This window comes from Mycolicibacterium vulneris (assembly GCF_002104765.1).
GTDB lineage: Bacteria > Actinomycetota > Actinomycetes > Mycobacteriales > Mycobacteriaceae > Mycobacterium > Mycobacterium vulneris.
In genome coordinates, this window is the sequence record NZ_NCXM01000015.1 from 83,119 (window position 1) to 103,895 (window position 20,777).

Below are 20,777 nucleotides of genomic sequence, written 5' to 3' on the forward strand. Positions count from 1 at the left end.
ATTCCATGAGCCCGTCGCAGTGGCTGGACGTCGCCGTCCTGGCGGTCGCCTTCATCGCGGCGATCTCGGGCTGGCGGTCGGGCGCGCTGGGCTCGTTGCTCTCGTTCGTCGGCGTGTTACTCGGCGCGATCGCGGGCGTGCTGCTGGCGCCCCACCTGGTCAGCCACATCGCGGCGCCGCGGGCGAAATTGTTTGCCGCACTGTTCTTGATCCTCGCTCTGGTCGTCATCGGCGAGGTCGCCGGTGTGGTGCTGGGACGCGCCGTGCGCGGCGCGATCCGCAGCCGTTCGATCCGAACGGTCGACTCGGTCATCGGGGTGGCGGTCCAGCTGGTCGTGGTGCTGACCGCGGCCTGGTTGTTGGCGACGCCGCTGACCCAGTCCAAGGACCAGCCGGAACTGGCCGCCGCGGTTCGCGGTTCGCGAGTGTTGGCTCAGGTCAACGACGTAGCGCCGCCCTGGCTCAAGACGGTGCCCAAGCGGCTGTCCGCGCTGCTGAACACCTCCGGCCTGCCCGCGGTACTGGAGCCGTTCAGCCGCACCCCGGTCATTCCCGTCGCCTCACCCGATCCCGAGCTGGCCGGCAACCCGGTGGTGCAGGCCACCGCGCCCAGCGTGGTCAAGGTGCGCAGCCTGGCCCCCAGCTGCCAGAAAGTGTTGGAGGGCAGCGGATTCGTGATCGCGCCCGACCGGGTGATGACCAACGCGCACGTGGTGGCCGGATCCAACAGCGTGCAGATCTACGCCAGCGGAAGTCCACTGGACGCCACCGTGGTGTCGTACGATCCAGCGGTCGACATCGCGATCCTGGCCGTGCCCAATTTGCCGCCTCCCCCACTGGCTTTCGCGCAAGGCGACGCGAAAACCGGTGCCAGCGTGGTCGTCCTGGGTTATCCAGGTGGCGGTAACTTCACCGCAACCCCGGCCAGGATTCGCGAGCTGATCAAGCTGAGCGGGCCCGACATCTACCGGGATCCGGCCCCGGTCACCCGCGACGTCTACACCATCAGAGCCAGTGTGGAGCAAGGTAATTCGGGTGGGCCGTTGATCGACCTCGACGGTCACGTGCTCGGTGTGGTGTTCGGCGCGGCGGTCGATGATCCCGACACCGGGTTCGTGTTGACCGCCGACGAGGTGGCCAGTCAGCTCTCCAGGATCGGTGATACCCAGCCGGTGGGCACCGGCTCCTGCGTCGGCTGAACCGGCGCGCTTATCCCGCTCGGGTCAGGTGCACCTGTTCGAGGAATTTCGTCAGGTGCCGATTGATTTCCTCGGGCGCCTCTTCATGGCTGAAATGTCCTGCGCCCGCGATGGATACGTAGCGGCCCTGCGGCGCGTAGCGCCGGGTACGGTCGACCGGATCGGCCAGCACGTACGGATCCGCATCGCCGCGCAGGTGTAACAGCGGCACGCTGAGCTGCCGGCTCATCGACCTCATGAAGCGCCGGCCTTCGTCGCGCAGCTGGCTGCGCGCCGCCCAGCGCTGGTATTCCAGTGCGCTGTGCGCGGCCGCCGGGATCTGAATCGCCGTCCGCAGGTGGCCGATGGTTTCGGAGAAGTCTTCGGAGGCAAGCCATTTGCCGCAGCTGCGACTGCGGACCAGGCGCTCGATCTCGGCGCCGTCGTCCCGGGTCAACACGCGCTCGGGCCATAACGGTAGTTGGTATTGCAGCAGTGTGGGCAACAGTGCGTAACCCTGGTCGCGTCGCGTCAACGTGGATCGCCGCAACGCTGCTGGGTGGGGTGAACTGATCAGCGCGATCGCCGACACCAGCCGCGGATGCAGCAAGGCGGTGGCCCAGCACGCCAGCCCGCCGTCGGCGTGGCCCACCAAGGTGGCCGAGGAATGCCCCAGCGCCCGAATGAGTCCGGCGGTATCGCCGGCCATCGTCCAGCCGTCGTAGCCGCGGGGCGGCTTATCGCTGCCGCCGTAGCCGCGCAGGTCGACGGCGACCACTCGCGCGCCACGCAGTCCGCGCAACTGGTGGCGCCAGGACCACCAGAACGATCCGAAACCGTGTAGCAGCATCACCAGGGGCCGGGCCGTCGCCGGCGGGCCGTCGGCCTCGCTCAGCGCCTCGACGACGTGGAAGCGGATGCCATTGGCGTGCACATCGAGATGGCTCCACGGCCCCTCGATGCGGGTTACCGACGGATCCGGCGGCGCCATCTACCAACCCGATGGATCGCCGGCAGCGCCCTGACCGGGCTTCGCGTGCTTGCCGTGGGGCTCGGGGAGCGCCTTGGCGCCGCCGGGGGCCTTGTCGTGGCCCGGCGTCAGCGCGCTGCGCGTCTCCTTGACCGATTCGATCGTCTCGCGCGGTCCGCGGATCCGGCGCACCTTGAGGAACCCGAACAGGGCCAGCACGGCGCCGACCACCACCATGATCCCGAAAACGATCAGGAACGACACCCAGCGCCACAGCCAGGTGTCCAGCAGCTCGGCGAGGAAGAAGAAGAAAAAGAAGGTGGAGTAGAACAGCACCACCAGCGCGGCGACGAAGAAGACGCTGCCGGTGAGACCCTTTTTGACGTCCCGGGTAATTTCGGCGCGGGCCAGTTCGACTTCGGCGCGCACCAGCGTGGAGACTTGGGTAGTCGCGTCTTTGATCAGATCACCGATCGACGGCTCGGCAGGTTTGGCATACGGGTCGGTCAACGGAATCGTGGTCAGGGTGCTGGGCACACCGTTCTTGCCATCGGCTTTGCTCACAGACGGTCCTCTTTCGTCGTCACCCGGCTCGCTGTCGTCGCGGTTCATGTTGCCATGCGGCGCCTGGACAGGAGAAGCCAGACGAGGCCAGTCGAGCACTGCGCCGCGGGTTTGAGCGCCCGACGGCCAGTTCGGTTCGGCCAGAAGGTGGTCGGCGACGACGCGGGGCCGTGGCGCTTTCAGAGCGCGAACATCACATCCCGGCCGATTACACTCGGCCAAGCCGGTCGCGATGTCCGGCCTACCGATAGGAGTGGGGCTGTGCGGAGGCCGCACCGATGCTTCTTAGTGGCGATTGCTGCCCTGCTCGTGGCCGCGATGGGTTCGTTTGCCCGCGCCGCCGCCGCTGACGTCCGGATCCCGTTGGGCGGTGGGGCGGGCATCGTCATCAACGGCGACACGATGTGCACGCTGACCACCATCGGCGGCGATGCCGCAGGTGAGCTGATCGGCTTCACCTCCGCGCACTGCGGCGGCCCGGGAGCGCAGGTGGCGGCCGAGGGTGCCGAGAACGCGGGCGTATTGGGCACCATGGTTTCGGGCAACGACAATCTGGACTACGCGGTGATCAAGTTCGACCCGGCCAAGGTGACACCGGTGGCCAACTACAACGGTTTTGTGATCAACGGCATCGGACCGGACCCGGCCTTCGGCCAGATCGCCTGCAAACAGGGCAGAACGACGGGTAATTCGTGCGGCGTCACCTGGGGACCGGGGCAGGACCCGGGCACGATTGTCATGCAGGTGTGCGGCCAGCCGGGTGACTCCGGGGCACCGGTCACCGTCAACAATTTGCTGGTCGGCATGATTCACGGCGCATTCAGTGACAACCTGCCGACTTGCATCATCAAGTACATCCCGCTGCATACCCCGGCCGTGGTGATGTCGTTCAGCGCCGCCCTCGCCGACATCAACGCAAAACATCGGCCGGGTGCGGGGTTCAGCCCGCTGCCGGGCTGACCGGCAGCGACTAATTCGCCGCCCTGATCGCGTCGAAGACGCCGGGATCCAGCAGCGTCGACGTGTCGCCCAATTCGCGGTTTTCGGCGATGTCGCGCAACAGCCGGCGCATGATCTTGCCGCTGCGGGTCTTGGGTAGTTCGGGCACCACGTGCACCTCGCGCGGGCGGGCGATGGGTGAGATCTCCCGGGCCACCTCGACGCGCAACTCGTCGACGATCCCGTCGTGCACGTGGTAATCCGCGCGCAAGACGACGAACGCGCAGATGGCCTGGCCGGTGGTCGAATCAGTCGCCCCGACCACCGCCGCCTCGGCCACCGCGACGTGGCCGACCAGCGCCGACTCCACCTCGGCGGTGGACAGCCGGTGTCCCGACACGTTCATTACGTCGTCGATGCGGCCCACCACCCAGATGGCGCCGTCGCGGTCGTAATAGGCGCTGTCACCGGCGAAATACCAGCCCCGCTCGGCGAACCGGGACCAGTAGGTTTCGACGTAACGCTCGGGATCACCCCAGATGCCGCGCAGCATGGACGGCCACGGCTGGTCCAACACCAGGTAGCCGGTGATGTGCTCGCCCTTGTGGATGCCCGGCACCAGTTGATCACCGTGGTCGTCGACGATCTTGGCCGAGATGCCGGGCAGCGCCCTCATCGCCGAACCCGGTTTTGCCGCAGCGACTCCCGGCAGCGGGGAGATCATCGCGGCGCCCGTCTCGGTCTGCCACCAGGTGTCGACGATGGGCAGGCTGTCGGCGCCGATCACCTTGCGGTACCAGCGCCAGGCCTCGGGGTTGATCGGTTCGCCCACCGAACCCAGCAGCCTCAGGCTGGACAGGTCGTGTGCGTCCGGTATCTCGCGTCCCCACTTCATGAACGTGCGAATCAACGTGGGTGCGGTGTAATAGATTGTCACACCGTACTTTTCGATGATCTCGAAATGGCGGTGCTGGCTGGGTGAGTCGGGCGTGCCCTCGTAGAGGACCTCGGTGACGCCGTTGGCCAGCGGACCGTACACGCCATAGGTGTGTCCGGTGACCCAGCCGATGTCGGCGGTGCACCAGAACACATCGGTTTCGGCCTTGATGTCGAAGACGTAGTAGTGCGTGTAGGCGGCGTGGGTCAGATAGCCGCCGCTGGTGTGCACGATGCCCTTGGGCTTGCCGGTGGTTCCCGAGGTGTACAGCAGGAACAGCGGCTGCTCCGCCTCGAAGGATTCCGGGGTGTGTTCGGGGGAGGCGGCGTCGACGACGTCGTGCCACCACAGGTCGCGGTCGTCATTCCAGGACACGTCAATTCCGGTGCGCCGCACCACAAGAACGTGCTCGACGGTGCTGTCGGCGCTCTTGACGGCCTCGTCGGCCGCGTCCTTCAACGGCGCAGGCTTGCCGCGGCGGAACTGGCCGTCGCTGGTGATGAGCAGCTTGGCCTGCGCGTCGGCGATCCGGGCCTGCAACGCCTTGGCGGTGAAGCCGGCGAACACCACGCTGTGCATCAGGCCCAGGCGTGCGCAGGCCAGCATCGCGATCACCGCCTCCGGGATGAGCGGCAGATAGATCGCGACCCGGTCGCCGGCGACCAGACCGAGATCGGTCAGCGCGTTGGCGGCCTTGCACACCTCGGCCTGGAGATCGGAATAGGTCAGGCTGCGGTGGTCGCCGACGGGTTCGCCCTCCCAGTGGATGGCGACCCGATCCCCGTGCCCGGCCTCCACGTGGCGGTCCACACAGTTGTAGGCGACGTTGAGCTTGCCGTCGGCGAACCACTTGGCGAACGGTGCCTCGGACCAGTCCAGCACCTCGGTGAACGGCGTCGCCCACGACAGCCGGTTGGCCTGCTTGGCCCAGAAGGCCAACCGGTCCTGCTCGGCTTCGCGGTACAGCTCCTCGCCGGCATTGGCCTGCTCGGCGAATTGCGCCGCCGGCGGGTACGACGACGGGCCTGCGGTATTGGTGGCGGTCACTGGATTCTCCTGTGTCGAGACTGCGCCGTTCGGTGGCCGACTGCGAGCCTAACCGTGTGAGGTGTAGCCGTGCGAGTGGTGGCTGCGCGCGAATCCGGGGTCAAAATCTGCCCTGATGCCGGATAATCACCCGTGTGCCGGGTCATGGGCGGGGCATCCGCCGACCCGTGCACGCTCATTGGATGTGCCGGGGTCGACTCGGGTGCGGGCGGACCGTAGATTCACGCCCAGCCCACGCTGCGCGGATACCTGGGCGGCCTGCGGGCCGCCTAGGGTCGGGTGTCATGTGTCGGATGCGGACCCCGGTGGCCTTGCTGGCCCGGATTGCCGCCGCGATGCTGACGGTCGCCTTGCTGGCCGGTTGCGGCGGCGGCGCGCTGAGCCCGGATCTGGTGGTGGTCAACGGCGGGGAACCGCCGAACCCCCTGATTCCCACGGGCACTAACGACAGCCAGGGCGGCCGGATCCTCGATCGGCTCTTCGCCGGGCTGATGTCCTACGACGCCGCCGGCAATCCGTCGCCGGAGGTCGCCCAGTCGGTCGACACCACCGACAACATCAATTACCGAATCGTCCTCAAACCCGGCTGGACGTTCACCGACGGCTCGCCGGTGACCGCCCATTCCTTCGTCGACGCATGGAACTATGGGGCGCTGAGCACCAATGCCCAGCTGCAGCAGAGCTTTTTCAGTCCCATCGACGGGTACGACGCCGTCGCCGGCCTGGCCGGCGACGGCAAGCCGACGGCCACCACCATGTCCGGACTACGGCTGATCAACGACCGGGAGTTCACCGTCCGGCTGAAGGCACCCACCATCGACTTCAAACTGCGACTGGGGCACAGCGCGTTCTATCCGCTGCCGCAGGCGGCTTTTCGCGACATGAGCGCCTTCGGCCAGCACCCGATCGGCGACGGTCCGTACCAACTCGCCGACGGTCCCGACGGGCCCGCGTGGGAGCACAACGTCCGAATCGACCTGCGGCCCAACCCCAATTACCGCGGCAACCGTAAGCCACGCAACAAGGGGCTGAGGTTCGAGTTCTACTCCAACCTGGACACCGCCTACGCCGACCTGCTGTCCGGCAACCTCGATGTGCTGGACACGATCCCGTCCAGCGCGTTGACGATCTACCAGCGCGACCTGGGCGGCAACGCCGCCCACGGGCCCGTCGCCGTCAGCCAATCCGTCGACACGCCGCTACGACTCCCGCACTTCGGGGGTGAGGAAGGCCGACTGCGCCGGCTGGCGTTGTCGGCGGCCATCAACCGTCCGCAAATCTGTCAGCAGATCTTCAACAACACCCGCAGCCCGGCCCGCGACTTCACCGCCAGCTCGTTGCCTGGATTCGATCCAAACATTCCGGGCAGTGCCGCACTGGACTTCAACCCCGCACGGGCACAACAACTCTGGGCCCAGGCCAACGCGATCTCGCCGTGGAGCGGGCGGTACGCCATCGCCTACAACGCCGACAGCGGCCATCAGGAGTGGGTGGACGCGGTGGCCAACAGCATCAAGAACGTACTGGGGATCGATGCCGTCGGTGCGCCGCAGCCCACCTTCGCCGGGTTCCGCACCCAGATCACCAACCGCACCATCGACACCGCGTTCCGGGCCGGCTGGATGGGCGACTACCCGTCGATGATCGAATTCCTCGCCCCGCTCTACGCCACCGGTGCGGGATCCAACGACGTCGGATATTCCAGCCGCGACTTCGACGCCGGCCTGGCCGCCGCCGAGGCGGCTCCCGACCTCCGGCAGGCCGCCGCGCTCGTCAACGTCGCGCAGCGAATCCTGTTGCACGACATGCCCGCCGTGCCACTGTGGTACTACATCGCCGTGGTCGGATGGTCGCCGGAGGTCAGCGCCGTCAAGGTCACCTGGAACGGGCTGCCCGACTACGAGAACATCGTCAAGGCGTGAACATGGGTTGGTACATCGCACGCCGAATCGCCGTCATGGTACCCGTATTCCTGGGCGCCACCCTGCTCATCTACGGCATGGTCTTCCTGCTGCCCGGCGACCCGCTGGCCGCCATCGCCGGGGATCGCCCGCTGACGCCGGCCGTGGCCGCCGCGCTGCGCGCTCGCTATCACCTCGACGATCCCTTCATCGTGCAGTACCTGCGCTACCTGGGCGGCGTTGTGCACGGCGACCTAGGCCGCGCCTATTCCGGCTTGCCGGTCAGTGCCGTTCTCGCACATGCGTTTCCGGTCACGCTCCGGCTCGCCTTGATCGCCTTGGTCGTCGAGGCGGTGCTGGGCGTGGGGTTCGGCGTGATTTCCGGGCTGCGCCAGGGGGGATTCTTCGACGCCACGGTGCTGATCGCCGGACTGATCATCATCGCGATCCCGATCTTTGTGCTGGGCTTCCTGGCCCAATTCCTGTTCGGGGTCAAGTTGGGCATCGTGCCGGTCACCGTCGGCGAACGCGCGACTTTCGCGCGCCTGCTGCTCCCCGGAATCGTCTTGGGTTCCATCTCATTCGCCTACATCGTCCGGTTGACCCGATCGGCGGTGGCCGCCAATGCGCACGCCGACTATGTCCGCACCGCCACCGCCAAGGGACTGTCACGGCCACGGGTGGTGACGGTGCACATTCTGCGCAACTCGCTGATCCCGGTGGTGACGTTCCTGGGCGCCGACCTCGGGGCGCTGATGGGCGGGGCCATCGTGACCGAAGGCATTTTCAACATTCACGGCGTGGGCGGCGTGCTCTATCAGGCCGTCACCCGGCAAGAAGCGCCCACGGTGGTCTCCATCGTGACCGTGCTGGTGCTGATCTATCTGATCACCAACCTGATGGTGGACCTGCTCTACGCCGCCCTGGACCCGAGGATCCGCTATGGCTGAGCACTCTGGCTTTTGGGGGGAAACCTGGCGAAAGCTGCACCGCCGTCCGAAGTTCGTCATCGCCGCCGTGCTGATCCTCCTCATCCTTCTCGTCGCACTGTTTCCCGCGTTGTTCACCCATGCTGACCCCGGGTATGCCGATCCCAGCCAAAGCCTGCGCAGCCCTTCGGCGGCGCACTGGTTCGGCACCGACCTGCAGGGCCACGACATCTACGCGCGGACCATCTACGGGGCCCGCGCGTCGGTGACGGTCGGGTTGGGCGCCACGCTGCTGGTCTTCGTCGTCGGCGGGGCGTTGGGCGCGTTCGCCGGCTTCTACGGGGGATGGCTCGACGCCGTCATCTCCCGCGTCACCGACATCTTCTTCGGGCTGCCGCTGCTGCTGGCAGCGATCGTGCTGATGCAGGTGCTGCACCATCGCACGGTGTGGACGGTGATCGCGATCCTGGCCCTGTTCGGCTGGCCGCAGATAGCCAGGATCGCCCGCGGCGCGGTGCTGGAGGTGCGGGGCAGCGACTACGTGCTCGCGGCTAAAGCGCTGGGGATGAGCAGGTTTCAAACGCTGCTCCGGCACGCCCTGCCCAACGCGGTGGGTCCGGTGATCGCGATGTCCACGATCGCACTCGGTGCCTTCATCGTCACCGAGGCCACGTTGTCCTACCTCGGCGTCGGCCTGCCGAGTTCGGTGGTGTCGTGGGGCGGTGACATCAACCTCGCCCAGACGCGGCTGCGGGCCGGATCGCCGATCCTGTTCTATCCCGCCGGCGCGCTGGCGATGACGGTGCTCGCGTTCATGATGATGGGCGACGCGCTGCGCGACGCCCTGGATCCGGGCTCGCGGGCCAGACGCGCATGACCGCCGGCGACGATGCAGAGCGCAGCGATGAGGAGGAGCGGCGCAAAATGACCGTCGGGGATGCGCCGCTGTTGACGGTCGAGGGCCTGGAGGTCAGGTTCGGCGACCACGCCCCCGCGGCGGCCGGAGTGGATCTGAGCGTCCTGCGCGGCCAGACCGTCGCCGTGGTCGGCGAGTCGGGATCCGGGAAGTCCACCACGGCCGCCGCGATCCTCGGGTTGCTCCCCCCGGGCGGGCGAATCACGGCCGGCCGCATCACGTTTGACGGAATCGACATCACGTCGGCGGATCGTCGGCTGCTGCGCTCGATCAGGGGGAGCCGCATCGGCTACGTGCCGCAAGACCCGATGACCAACCTCAACCCCGTGTGGAAGGTCGGCTTTCAGATACGAGAGGCGTTGCGGGCCAACACCGATGGCCGTCGGGCGCGGCGGCGGGCGGTGGAACTGCTCGCCCAGGCCGGCATGCCGTATCCGGCCAATCAGGCGGGCAAGTACCCGCACCAATTATCGGGCGGTATGTGCCAGCGCGCGCTGATCGCCATCGGGCTGGCGGGTCGTCCGCAGCTGCTGATCGCCGACGAGCCGACGTCCGCGCTCGACGTCACGGTGCAGCGTCAGGTCCTCGACCATCTGCAGCGGCTCACCGACGAACTGGGCACGGCGCTACTGCTGATCACGCACGATCTGGCGCTGGCCGCCGAACGGGCGGAGCGCGTCGTCGTCGTCCACCGCGGTGTCGTGGTGGAAACCGGTGCCGCACAGGCCATTCTGCGGGATCCTCAACACGAGTACACCCAGCGGTTGGTGGCCGCGGCTCCGTCGCTGACGCGCGCGAGCCGGCGGACGCCCACCCGAGGCGACGACATCCTGGTCGCCTCGGAGCTCACCAAGGTGTACCGGGATTCGCACGGCGCACCGTGGCGGCGTGGCGAGTTTCGCGCGGTCGACGCGGTGTCATTCCGGCTACAGCGGGCTCGCACCCTGGCCATCGTCGGCGAATCGGGCTCGGGAAAGTCGACGGTGGCCCGCATGGCGCTCGGCCTGCTCCAACCCACCTCGGGCACAGTCTTTTTCGACGGCACGCAGATCTCCGACGCGGCCGACCGGGACACGATGATGGTCTTTCGCCGGCGCGTGCAACCGGTCTTCCAGAATCCGTACAGCAGCCTGGACCCCATGTACTCGGTGTTCCGCGCCATCGAGGAACCGCTGCGGATCCACCGCGTGGGCGACCGCCGGCACCGCGGGAAAACGGTGCGCGAACTCGTCGACCAGGTGGCGCTGCCGTCGTCAGTGCTGAGCAGGTTGCCGCGCGAGCTGTCGGGCGGACAACGTCAGCGCGTCGCGATCGCGCGGGCCTTGGCGCTGCGGCCCGAGGTGCTGGTCTGCGACGAGGCGGTGTCGGCGCTCGACGTGCTGGTGCAGGCACAGATACTCGATTTGCTGGCCGAGTTGCAGGCCGAACTGGGCCTGGCCTACCTGTTCATCAGCCACGACCTGGCGGTGATCCGGCAGATCGCCGACGACGTTCTGGTGATGCGGGCGGGCCGCGTCGTGGAACACGCGCCCACCGAACAGCTGTTCACCAACCCCGGGCACGAATACACCCGGCAGTTGCTGGACGCCATCCCGCGTGGGCCGAATTACGACGGGGATAGGTTGTGAAGTTGTGACAGCTGATCCGCTGGCCCCCCTGATGGAGCTGCCCGGCGTCGCCGAGGCCAGTGACCGCGCCCGCGACGCGCTGGGTCGTGCCCACCGCCATCGCGCCAACCTGCGCGGCTGGCCCGTGACCGCCGCCGAGGCGGCGCTGCGGGCAGCGCGCGCGTCGTCCGTGCTGGACGGTGGCCCCGTCCGGCTGGAGGATCTGGCCGACGCCGGACAGATCAGTGATCCGGTGTTCGCCGGGGCGCTTCGGGTGGCCCAGGCGCTGGAGGGCGGCGAAGGCCCGGTCGTCGCCATCTGGCGACGGGCACCGCTGCAGGCGCTGGCCCGCCTGCACGTGCTGGCCGCGGCGGAGCAGGTCGACGACGAGCGGTTGGGTCGCCCGCGTGCGGACGCAGGCGTTGGCCCGCGACTGGAGTTGTTGGCGGACTTGGTGAACGGACGAACCCGGGTGCCGGCGCCCGTGCTTGCCGCCGTCGCCCACGGCGAACTGCTGACGCTGAAGCCGTTCGGCAGCTCCGACGGTGTGGTGGCCCGGGCGGTGTCGAGGTTGGTGACCATCGCGAACGGGCTGGACCCACACGGGCTGGGCGTGCCCGAGGTCAGCTGGATGCGTCAACCCGCCGCGTATCGCGATGCCGCGCAGGGGTTCGCCGACGGCACACCGGAGGGCGTGGGGGCCTGGTTGGTGCTGTGCTGCCGGGCGATGAAAGCCGGTGCGCAAGAGGCCGTGTCGATTGCCGACTCGATGTCGAACCGGTAGCTGAAGCGGTGCCCGGAGGCCGGGAGACGTCACCGCAAAAACGGCCGGAAAAATGTAGAGCGGGCGACGTTCCGAATGTTCGGTCCGCCGCCCGCTAGCACGGGGCTCGGTTACCAAGCGTGCATCTCAAGGTTGCGTGGGTTGGCCTCGGCGATCTCACGACGCTTGTGGTTGCAACCCCACCCAAAGGGTCGTCGATACCTTCCGCATCTTCGCAATCTCGCAGGCCCGCAACACTTTTGCCATTTTCGCGGCTATGGCTCCGCGTGGGTGCCGAGCACCGTGCTGGGCGCCCGGGTCGGGAGAACGAACCTTCTCTTCCGGATCGACCTAGGCCTCACCGGGCTTCCGTGGTTCCTTTGTACTACTAGACCCCTAGCACAGCAAGGCCAATTCGCGAAATGGCACCCAGTCCATTTTGGATTGCGCGTTTAACGAGTTTGCTGTCGCGTGCCGCGGCGCTCAGAACGCGTAGCGGCGCAACAACGAATACGTGACCGCGCCGGCGGCCAGGGCGCTGATGCCTACCGCGGCCGTCGTGGCGATCGCCGCACCGGAGGGCGCCGGGATGCGGTCACGCAGGGATACCGGACGGGAGAACGACATCACGGGCCAACCGCGTTCGACGGCTTCGCGGCGCAACCCGCGGTCCGGATTCACCACGTTGGGGTGGCCGACGGATTCGAGCATCGGCAGATCGGTGATCGAGTCGGAGTAGGCGTAGCAGTGTTCCAGCGGGTAGCCCTCGCGCGCGGCCAGCTCGCGGATCGCCTGCACCTTGCCCTCGCCATAGCAATAGAACGCGATCTCGCCGGTGTACCGACCGTCCTCGACGACCATCCGGGTCGCCATCGCGTGGGTGGCACCGAGCGCCCGCGCGATGGGGGCGACGATTTCCTCGCCGGAGGCCGACACCAGCACGACGTCGCGCCCGCACAACTTGTGGGCGGCGATCAGGTCGGCCGCCTCCGCGAACACCAGCGGAGTCACGATGTCGTGCAGCGTCTCGTTGACGATCGACTTGACCTGTTCGACGTCCCAGCCGGTGCACATATTGGTCATGTGCGCGCGCATCCGATCCATCTGGTCATGATCGGCACCGGACAGCAGATAGATGAACTGCGCATAGCTGGACTTGAGCACCGCGCGGCGGTTGAGCAGGCCCTGGTTGAAAAACGGTTTGCTGAACGCCAGGGTGCTGGACTTGGCGATGATCGTCTTGTCCAGGTCGAAGAAGGCCGCCGTTCGGGCGTGGGAAGCGGTGCTTGCCGCTGATTGCTCCGAGGCTGACTGCTCCGCGGTGGGGTCGAAGGCGGTCACCGACCCAGCATAGGTCGACGGTCCCGCGTCGCCGCGATCCCGCACCGGAAATGGCCGCTCAGGGGGGGTTCGGGGGGCGGACGGAGCAGTGTTTACGCGGCTCAAGCTGTTTTTTCAGAAAATGATGTCTTGCGTTACTCCGGCTTGGCATGTGTATAGTAAGCATTACTCGGCCTGAGCCGAGGGTGTATCAGCCCGACCCCCCGGGGCTGATACACGACGACCCTCGCCTCCTCCCCCCCTGGCGGGGGTCGTCCCTTTTCTAGGGTCAGTTTTTTCTCGCTGCATGGCGCCGGGCTCGGCCCTGAGTGCGTTGCGGGAAAGCGTGTCCGCCGTCGCTGGCGGCGTGCCAATGCGACGCGTTGTGCACACTCGCGTCTCTATCCACAAATTCGCATTTGGGACTGTTGTGCCGCGGTCACGGCCCCCCACAGTGGTCGGGTGGGTAGCAGCTCCGGAGTTGACGCGACGGGTTCCGCGGGTGTGTTCGCGATGCTGGCGGAGCCCGAGATGCGCGCCGAGTTGGACCGGGTGGCGGCCGCCGCCGGTGTCCGAGTGGTGCATGCCGGTGACGGCTCTCCGGTCAGCCGCAAGAGTTGGGCGGCGGCCGCGGCCGTCGTGCTGGACGCGCGGGCGGCGGCGCGCTGCGGGCGATGGGCGCTGCCGCGCCGCGATCACGTGACCGTGCTGTCGGTTGCCGAACCGGAGACGACGACGTGGGCGGCCGCCGTCGGGGTCGGCGCCGCGCATGTGTTGCGGCTGCCCGGGCAGGAAGCGGATTTGGTCCGCGCACTGGCCGAGGCCGCCGAGTCGTCGCGTGATGACGGGGCGCGCGGCCACGCGGTCGCCGTCATCGGGGGCTGCGGCGGGGCGGGTGCGTCCCTGCTCGCGGTTGCCCTGGCCCAGGCCGCCACGGATGCGTTGTTGGTGGACCTCGACCCCTGGGGTGGCGGCCTCGACTTGTTGCTGGGCGGTGAAAGCGAGGCGGGGCTGCGCTGGCCGGATCTGGCGTTGCAGGGCGGGCGGCTGAACTGGTCGGCCGTCCGCGATGCGCTGCCACGGCACCGCGGGGTCAGCGTGCTGTCCGGCACCCGGCGCGGTTACGAGCTGGACGCCGGGCCGGTGCACGCCATCATCGACGCCGGCAGGCGCGGCGCGGTCAGCGTCATCTGCGACCTTCCCCGTCGTCTCACCGACGCCACTCAGGCCGCGCTGAGCGCGGCCGATCTGGTCGTCGTCGTCAGCCGCTGTGACGTGCGGGCCTGCGCGGCGACCGGGGCGCTGGCGCCGGTCCTGGCGTCCCTCAATCCCAACATCGGGCTGGTGGTGCGGGGCCGTCGCCCGCCGGATTGCGGCCGTCCGAGATCGCCGATATCGCCGGCCTGCCGCTGTTGGCCTCGATCAAGGCGCAGCCGCAACTCGCCGAGCAGGTCGATCGCGGCGGCCTGCGGTTGGGGCGGCGCTCGACACTCGCGCTGGCGGCCCAACGAGTGCTCGGCGTGCTCCCGTCCGCTGGGGCGCGGCGGAACGGCAAGGCGGCGTGAGCGGTTCGTTGATCGAACGGGTCCGCGAGCGGTTGGCCGGCGAGACCGGCCCGCTGGGCCCGGCCGTGGTGGCCGCCGCGATCAGGGCCGAGTCCGGCGGGATGCTCGGCGACACCGAGGTGCTGGCCAACCTGCGGGTCCTGCAGACGGAGCTCACCGGTGCCGGCATTCTCGATCCGCTTCTCTGCGCCGACGGCACGACCGACGTGTTGGTCACCGCACCGGATGCGGTGTGGGTCGACGACGGCAACGCCCTGCGGCGCACCGAAATTCGCTTCCCCGACGAGGCGGCGGTGCGGCGGTTGGCGCAGCGGCTGGCGCTGGCCGCCGGCCGGCGTCTGGACGACGCGCAGCCCTGGGTGGACGGCGAGCTGAGCGGCATCGGCGCCGGCGGGTTCGCGGTGCGGCTGCACGCGGTGCTGCCGCCGGTCGCGGCCGCGGGCACCTGCCTGTCGCTGCGCGTCCTGCGGCCCGCCAGCCAAGACCTGGCGGCCCTGACCGTCGCTGGTGCGATCGAACCCGCGGCCGCCGCGCTGGTCAGGGACATCATCGGGGCCCGGCTGGCGTTTCTGGTCAGCGGTGGCACCGGCGCCGGCAAAACGACACTGCTCGCCGCGATGCTGGGCGCCGTGCCGCCGGGCGAACGGATCGTCTGCGTCGAGGATGCCGCGGAGCTGGCGCCGCGGCACCCGCACCTGGTGAAGCTGGTCGCGCGGCGCGCCAACGTCGAAGGCGTCGGCGAGGTTCCGGTACGCGAACTGGTCCGGCAATCGCTGCGCATGCGGCCCGACCGCATCGTGGTCGGCGAGGTCAGCGGCGCCGAAGTCGTGGACCTGCTGGCCGCGCTGAACACCGGCCACGACGGCGGCGCGGGCACCGTGCACGCGAACAGCCCCGGGGAGGTGCCCGCCCGCCTGGAGGCATTGGGCGCCCTCGGTGGCCTCGACCGGGCCGCGTTGCACAGCCAACTCGCTGCCGCCGTGCAGGTGCTGCTGCACGTCGAGCGCGACCGCGCCGGCCGGCGGCGGCTAAACGAAATCGCCGCCCTGCAAAACCACCAAGGCCGCGTGCGTGCGGTCACCGTATGGCATGCGGATCGGGGAATGACGGATACCGCGCCGCATCTGCAACGCCTGCTGCGCAGCCGGATGCCGGCATGAGCGGCCCGCTGGCCGGCGCGCTGCCGTTGTCGCTGGCGCTCATCGTCGTTCGTCCCTCACCGCGACGACGCCTGTCGGCCTCACGACGCCGGCGGCTCCCGAGGGTCGGGCTTCGTGAGGCGGGCTGCGCCGCCGCGGGTATCGGCTGCTTCGCCGCTGTCATCCTGCCGCTGACCACCGTCCTCTGCCTCGTGGTCGTGGGCGCGACCGCAGGTCTGCGATATCGGCGCCGCCGGAGCATCCGGCGCGCCACGGCTGGGGGCGACGCGCTGCACTCCGCGCTCGAGGTGCTCGTCGGTGAATTGCGGGCCGGTTCGCACCCGGTGCGCGCCTTCGGCATTGCCGCCGACGACACGGCCGGCGCGGTTGCGGCGGCGCTGCGTTCGGTTGCGGCGCGGGCCCGGCTGGGCGCCGACGTCGCGGCCGGCCTGGCCGCCGCGGCCCGCGGCTCGGCGCTGCCCGTGCACTGGGAGCGGCTCGCGCTGTGCTGGCGGCTGGCCAGCGACAACGGGCTGGGAATAGCCACCTTGATGCGCGCCGCCCAGCGCGACATCGCTGAGCGGCAACGGTTCTCGGCCCGCGTCTCGGCGAGCATGGCCGGCGCGCGGGCAACCGCCACGATTTTGGCCGCGCTGCCGGTGCTCGGCGTGCTGCTGGGCCAGTTGATCGGGGCCCGGCCACTGGGCTTCTTGCTCGGTGGGCACGCGGGCGGGTGGCTGCTGCTCGTCGGCTCGACGCTGGCCTGCGTCGGGCTGTTGTGGGCGGATCGCATCGCCGATCGGGTGGCGTCGTGAGGGGCGGCGCATGAACCGCGCCGGCGACGATGCAGACCGAAGCGATGAGGAGGGGCGGCGCATGAACCGCGCCGGCGACGATGCAGAGCGAAGCGATGAGGAGGAGGGGCGCATGAACCTGGTGGCGGTGCTGCTGGCCGTGGCGCTGTGGGTCGGCCCCGGTCCCTGGCTGGTGCGCACCCGCGCCGGGACGCCGAGGCGTGGCGGGCGACGGGTGCGGGGCCGGGCACCGTCGCGCGGGCCGGATCCGCTGGCGGTCGCCTCCTGTCTGGACGTGCTGGCCGTGTGCCTGGGGGCGGGAATGGCCGTGTCGACGGCCGCCGCGGCGGCGGCCCCGGCGGCGCCGCCAAAGCTGGCCAGGGTGTTGCGCCGCGCCGCCGACCTGCTCGCGCTCGGCGCCGATCCCGCTGTCGCATGGTCTATTCCACCCGGTCCGCAGAACGAGGCCGATCCGAAGATAGATGCGCTGTTGCGGTTGGCCAGGCGTTCGGCGTCCTCGGGCGCGGCGCTGGCCGGCGGTGTCACCGAGCTGGCCGAGGAGTCCCGCCACGCGGCCGCGCACGCGGCGACCGCCGCGGCCGAGCGGGCCGGCGTGCTGATCGCCGGACCGTTGGGCCTGTGCTTCCTGCCGGCGTTCGTCTGCCTGGGCATCGTCCCGGTGGTGGCCGGTCTGGCCGGCGATGTCTTGCAGTCGGGCCTGCTGTGAAACGAAAGGAAACTATTGATGGTCAAGATGTTTCGCGGATTCTCGGCACGCGTGGCCGTGCTGATGGCCGACGAGTCGGGCATGTCGACGGTCGAGTACTCGAATGTCGAGAATTACATCCCGACTACCAGGCGTCCACCGCCGCGCAGGTTCCGTCAGGGTTGACGACGACGAATCCCAGGCTTTCGAGCCGAGCCGCGCTCAGCTCGTCAATTGGCATCGTCGGGTCCACAAGTAAGGACACAGCGGCATCGTAATCTTCGTCGGTGGTCTGGGGGTGAGCAGCGATTCGTGCCAGCCAGGCTTCTTTCTTCGCCTCTTGGCCAGGCGTCCCTTTGGGCCAAGGACGTTGCCCATGGAAGGTATCGGCTGGGCCGTTCGGGTTCGAACATTCGGGGAGGTGGGCCAACGCCGCGTCAATGTCCCGCGGGTCCTCCCCGAGATAGATGCCGGTGTCACATGGAAGGTGGTCTACGAAGACGGCGCCGGCGGCAGCACCGCGAAAACTGAATTGGTTATCGGCGAGGTCTTGTATCTGCTGCTCGGTTAGCGCCATGGCGGTGAGGTTATCAACACGCCGCGAACCTGGGCACCGCTTTCTGGGGAACCGCTCAGTATGGCCCTGCGACACGCCGGTGATCGACATCAACACGCCCGGTAGCCAACGGATTTCAAGAATATCGCTCCGAACATCTTGTGTTACCCGGTCTTGTCATACCCCAGGGGTAGTGTTTCGAAGCGAGCTGAGATGACGAAACCCCCGACTGGGGTGAGTCCACCAGTCGAGGGTTAGCGCCTCTCTGCATTTGGCCGTGCTAGGGCGACGTTACACCGCAGGCGAGTTCTGGCCTATTAAGGGGCCAGTTCGGTGGGTTCGTGTTTCCCCTCTCTCAGCGGGAAGAAGCCATGCCAGCACCACAACCGAAAGATCCGCTGGACGATCCGATCGCCCGGTTCGTCACCGCGGTGAACGAGTTCATCGCGATGAAGCGGGACGTCGATCCGCCGTCGAAGCACAACACCGGGAACCCGATCCAGGATCTCATGCAGAACTGGCAAGAGTTCAAGCGGCACATCCAACGCTGCCGTGAGGCGTTGGTCGGTGCCCAGCCGGAGGTCGCGCAGCGTCTCGAGCAGATCATCTCGGTGGGACGCGAGATCAAGGCGCTGACCGACGATCCCAACATCGTGAATCCTGTCGACGCGGTGGTGATCCGGGCTACGGATGAGCGCGCCGAGATCGGGAACATCATCCCGCGCATGGCCAACGCGACCTCGTTCGCGACGGTCATGTCCCTGATCGGCGAGCTGTTCGGGCTCGGCACGCGGACGGTCACCCGCCGCAAGGAGATCGCCAAGGCGTTGGACGACCTGACGGCGTACTTCCTGCTGCGGATGCCTCCCCGCGATTCAGCCTGACCTCCGGGCTCGGGGGGCGGCATCATCTTCTTCGGTGGTGCCGTCCCCCACTTCAGGCGCGCCCTTGGAAAGCATCTGATGGAACCAATCGGCAGCGGATAACCCCGCTGCGTTCATCACAGGCGTAAGCCGTTGTCCGTCAACGAGAAATGCGCTCAGAGCCCGTATGTAGTCGTTCAAACCGCCTGGGTAGTACCAGTCGTCAAACGAGCTGAGTTCGTCTGGGAGCGTGAGGCTCTGGTCCCCAGGGCCGCCACGACTACGTCGGATGGTCACGAGCGGTTTTCCCTGGCGGCTCTCCGCCGTGTGCGGGAGAGCTTCTCGGCCTTGGCCTCTGCCTCCTCCTCGGTGTCGGGAAGGTCCAGCTTCCCGAGCAACTGAGCCAGTAGACCCCGCTGGACTCGAGCCTCTGCGATGAATGGGCTAATCACCTGTTGGCCCATGCTGCCTTTGACGGTCAGCGGGGCCTCGTCGGCAGCCTCGTCTAATTCTGCGATGACATCGGCAACGCGGCACGCCTGCCTGAGTATCTGCACCTTGTGCGGCTCGTCGGTGAAGTCAAAGACCTCTACCGTCGCCTTCCACAGCCGGGTGCCGGCGGTGCCCAAACCTACTGGTGTACGCAAGATTTCTCCTTTTGATCATGCAGTGCCCCTCGCGGGGCGTGGAAACTTACTGACTCCAAAAAATGGGGAATGGTTTTGCTCAGCGGATCGGCCAGGCGCATTACCGTCCGGTCAAAGTCGTACGGGTGGGGGGTAGCCCCCTGGGGCAGGCGGGAGCCTGGCTGCCCCTGCTGCACGCTGTGCCCTGGGTCTGCCCTTGTGTGCTGTGCCCTGTTGTGCAGCGTGCCTGTGCCTGCCTCTAGGCAGGGGTGCCTGCCTCTGCTACCTGCACCCCACGCCTAGCCCCCGGCCAGAGCGGAGTAGCACACGCGACCCCTGCAGCACCCCACACGCCCTGCCCAGGGGCAGGACGGCAAACTCAATTGGGTCCAGCGGGTCTAGGTGGCGTGCTCGATCCACAGCACGCGCTGGCAATTTCCCCAAGCGTCAGCCTGAGATATGTCACCATGCGGGCCATGTGGAAACGGCTGGAACAGTTGTGGCGCTACATAACCGCGAATCCCGGCGATCCGATACCGCGCACCGTGACGATTCTCGGTGGTGCAATGAGCCTGTGTTGGTGGGTCTACGGCTGGTTCGCCGGATTCGACGGGTTCATGCTGAACGTCGCTGCGGCCCTGGCGCTGGTCGGACCCGCGCTGTTCTTCTCGAACATCGTCGTCAAGAAACTCCAGGACGCAAGAGCGCGAACGAGCGTCGAGCCGCTCTTAAGAGCGGTCAACGAGATGCTGTGTAGTGTGTTCGAGACCGCCGACCCGGCCTTTGCCGTGCTTGGTTACGAGGGCCCGGAGCCGGCACGTCAATCACATTGGGAGGAACCAGATTTCACGAAACTAGCGGCAGCGCTGCGCCGCACTCTTGGGCAATGGATGTCGGCAGGACAATCGCTTGAAGCGACAGGGACTGTCGGGCCTTACACCATAGTCCGCAACATGCACCCGCTGACGGTGCCCATGTTCAGCCTGGTGTCCAAACTCGTCCAGCAGGCAGATCGCCACTACCAGATGCCGTGGTCCGTCACAGGCGCCCTCATGGCGGAGGACTGGGGCGATACCTGCGGATTCGACTTCATTGACCAAATTCCCCCGCACAGGGGCGCATACTACGACCCAACGCGTGAGACGAAAGTTGGTCTTGCCGAGATACGGCGATACTCGGAATCCCAACCGATAGTTATCGGGGCGCATCTCCACAGCTACTTTGATTTCGTTCGGGGCTGCCTTCACTTTGGGCACGACATAGCCCGCAAGCTCGCCAATGAGGCCCCAGCGGGCTTATTCCTGGATCCCGCTGATCGACCGTGGGCTGTGCGGTGGCGCAGAGTGACCCTACGAGGGCAGCAAGCGCAGTGGATAGCGAAACGCACCGCGTGGGGCGCGAAGGCAGGACCACGCCCCTGGTAGTTGGAAGCCCTCGACATAAACGCCGGGGGCCTC

18 protein-coding genes and 2 pseudogenes are annotated in these 20,777 nt (G+C 67.9%); 14 read left to right on the top strand and 6 right to left on the bottom strand.

Annotation, left to right across the window (positions count from 1 at the left end):
- Positions 1 to 5 precede the first annotated feature (5 nt).
- Positions 6 to 1,199, top strand: a complete 1,194-nt coding sequence (marP, locus tag B8W69_RS16025) for an acid resistance serine protease MarP (RefSeq protein WP_110881962.1) — start codon at positions 6 to 8, stop codon at positions 1,197 to 1,199.
- A gap of 10 nt (positions 1,200 to 1,209) precedes the next feature.
- Here marP and B8W69_RS16030 read toward each other — a convergent pair whose 3' ends face one another.
- Entirely contained in the window at positions 1,210 to 2,169 is a 960-nt protein-coding gene (locus B8W69_RS16030) for an alpha/beta fold hydrolase (protein ID WP_085290764.1), read from the bottom strand.
- Positions 2,170 to 2,712 (bottom strand): phage holin family protein, encoded by a 543-nt coding sequence (locus tag B8W69_RS16035; RefSeq protein ID WP_085290861.1) that lies wholly within the window; start codon positions 2,710 to 2,712, stop codon positions 2,170 to 2,172. It lies immediately after the preceding gene.
- A 318-nt stretch (positions 2,713 to 3,030) separates the two neighbouring features.
- Between B8W69_RS16035 and B8W69_RS16040 the strand changes: the two genes are divergently transcribed.
- The gene (locus B8W69_RS16040) at positions 3,031 to 3,672 is read left to right on the top strand and encodes a chymotrypsin family serine protease (protein ID WP_439330619.1); all 642 of its coding nucleotides are present in this window, start codon (positions 3,031 to 3,033) and stop codon (positions 3,670 to 3,672) included.
- A gap of 10 nt (positions 3,673 to 3,682) precedes the next feature.
- Here B8W69_RS16040 and acs read toward each other — a convergent pair whose 3' ends face one another.
- Positions 3,683 to 5,635, bottom strand: coding sequence for an acetate--CoA ligase (acs, locus tag B8W69_RS16045; RefSeq protein ID WP_085290766.1), 1,953 nt, complete (start codon positions 5,633 to 5,635; stop codon positions 3,683 to 3,685).
- Positions 5,636 to 5,928: 293 nt separating this feature from the next.
- On the opposite strand from acs, the gene B8W69_RS16050 reads away from it, so the two are divergent.
- Genes B8W69_RS16050 through B8W69_RS16070 form a run of 5 tightly spaced genes read left to right on the top strand, consistent with a single transcriptional unit; the run spans position 5,929 to position 11,772 of the window.
- Positions 5,929 to 7,557 carry a peptide ABC transporter substrate-binding protein gene (locus B8W69_RS16050; protein ID WP_181447416.1) on the top strand — a complete coding sequence of 543 codons (1,629 nt, stop codon included), beginning with the start codon at positions 5,929 to 5,931 and terminating at the stop codon, positions 7,555 to 7,557.
- A 2-nt stretch (positions 7,558 to 7,559) separates the two neighbouring features.
- Positions 7,560 to 8,486 (top strand): ABC transporter permease, encoded by a 927-nt coding sequence (locus B8W69_RS16055; RefSeq protein ID WP_085290769.1) that lies wholly within the window; start codon positions 7,560 to 7,562, stop codon positions 8,484 to 8,486.
- Positions 8,479 to 9,342: an ABC transporter permease gene (locus B8W69_RS16060; protein WP_085290770.1), complete on the top strand. Its 864-nt coding sequence runs from the start codon at positions 8,479 to 8,481 to the stop codon at positions 9,340 to 9,342. Before B8W69_RS16055 ends, B8W69_RS16060 begins: the two co-directional genes overlap by 8 nt.
- 47 nt (positions 9,343 to 9,389) lie before the next feature.
- Complete coding sequence (locus B8W69_RS16065; RefSeq protein ID WP_085290862.1) at positions 9,390 to 11,009, top strand: dipeptide ABC transporter ATP-binding protein; 1,620 nt, start codon at positions 9,390 to 9,392, stop codon at positions 11,007 to 11,009.
- A gap of 4 nt (positions 11,010 to 11,013) precedes the next feature.
- On the top strand, positions 11,014 to 11,772 hold the full coding sequence (locus tag B8W69_RS16070; RefSeq protein ID WP_085290771.1) for a Fic family protein: 759 nt from the start codon (positions 11,014 to 11,016) through the stop codon (positions 11,770 to 11,772).
- Positions 11,773 to 12,234: 462 nt separating this feature from the next.
- Here B8W69_RS16070 and B8W69_RS16080 read toward each other — a convergent pair whose 3' ends face one another.
- Positions 12,235 to 13,092 carry an HAD-IB family hydrolase gene (locus tag B8W69_RS16080; protein WP_085290773.1) on the bottom strand — a complete coding sequence of 286 codons (858 nt, stop codon included), beginning with the start codon at positions 13,090 to 13,092 and terminating at the stop codon, positions 12,235 to 12,237.
- 492 nt (positions 13,093 to 13,584) lie between these two features.
- Here B8W69_RS16080 and ssd point away from each other — a divergent pair.
- From ssd to B8W69_RS31440, 5 genes and pseudogenes are all read left to right on the top strand, one after another.
- Positions 13,585 to 14,636, top strand: a pseudogene (gene ssd / locus B8W69_RS16090) (septum site-determining protein Ssd).
- On the top strand, positions 14,633 to 15,796 hold the full coding sequence (locus tag B8W69_RS16095) for a TadA family conjugal transfer-associated ATPase (protein WP_085290776.1): 1,164 nt from the start codon (positions 14,633 to 14,635) through the stop codon (positions 15,794 to 15,796). Before ssd ends, B8W69_RS16095 begins: the two are co-directional and overlap by 4 nt.
- A complete protein-coding gene (locus B8W69_RS16100) occupies positions 15,793 to 16,590 on the top strand; it encodes a type II secretion system F family protein (protein ID WP_085290778.1) in 798 nt (265 codons plus the stop codon). Before B8W69_RS16095 ends, B8W69_RS16100 begins: the two co-directional genes overlap by 4 nt.
- A gap of 112 nt (positions 16,591 to 16,702) precedes the next feature.
- Positions 16,703 to 17,296, top strand: a complete 594-nt coding sequence (locus B8W69_RS16105) for a type II secretion system F family protein (protein ID WP_181447418.1) — start codon at positions 16,703 to 16,705, stop codon at positions 17,294 to 17,296.
- Between the two features lie 18 nt (positions 17,297 to 17,314).
- A pseudogene (locus B8W69_RS31440) lies at positions 17,315 to 17,398 on the top strand (DUF4244 domain-containing protein); the annotation flags it as partial.
- A 22-nt stretch (positions 17,399 to 17,420) separates the two neighbouring features.
- On the opposite strand, the gene B8W69_RS30645 reads toward B8W69_RS31440, so the two are convergent.
- The gene (locus B8W69_RS30645) at positions 17,421 to 17,852 is read right to left on the bottom strand and encodes a hypothetical protein (RefSeq protein ID WP_165762622.1); all 432 of its coding nucleotides are present in this window, start codon (positions 17,850 to 17,852) and stop codon (positions 17,421 to 17,423) included.
- Between the two features lie 350 nt (positions 17,853 to 18,202).
- On the opposite strand from B8W69_RS30645, the gene B8W69_RS16115 reads away from it, so the two are divergent.
- Positions 18,203 to 18,715 carry a hypothetical protein gene (locus B8W69_RS16115; protein WP_085290780.1) on the top strand — a complete coding sequence of 171 codons (513 nt, stop codon included), beginning with the start codon at positions 18,203 to 18,205 and terminating at the stop codon, positions 18,713 to 18,715.
- A 272-nt stretch (positions 18,716 to 18,987) separates the two neighbouring features.
- Here the strand turns inward: B8W69_RS16115 and B8W69_RS16120 are convergent, their stop codons facing one another.
- Complete coding sequence (locus tag B8W69_RS16120) at positions 18,988 to 19,341, bottom strand: hypothetical protein (RefSeq protein ID WP_245843270.1); 354 nt, start codon at positions 19,339 to 19,341, stop codon at positions 18,988 to 18,990.
- Between the two features lie 386 nt (positions 19,342 to 19,727).
- Here B8W69_RS16120 and B8W69_RS16125 point away from each other — a divergent pair, with 386 nt between their 5' ends.
- A complete protein-coding gene (locus B8W69_RS16125) occupies positions 19,728 to 20,744 on the top strand; it encodes a hypothetical protein (RefSeq protein ID WP_133058004.1) in 1,017 nt (338 codons plus the stop codon).
- The last annotated feature ends 33 nt before the right edge of the window (positions 20,745 to 20,777 follow it).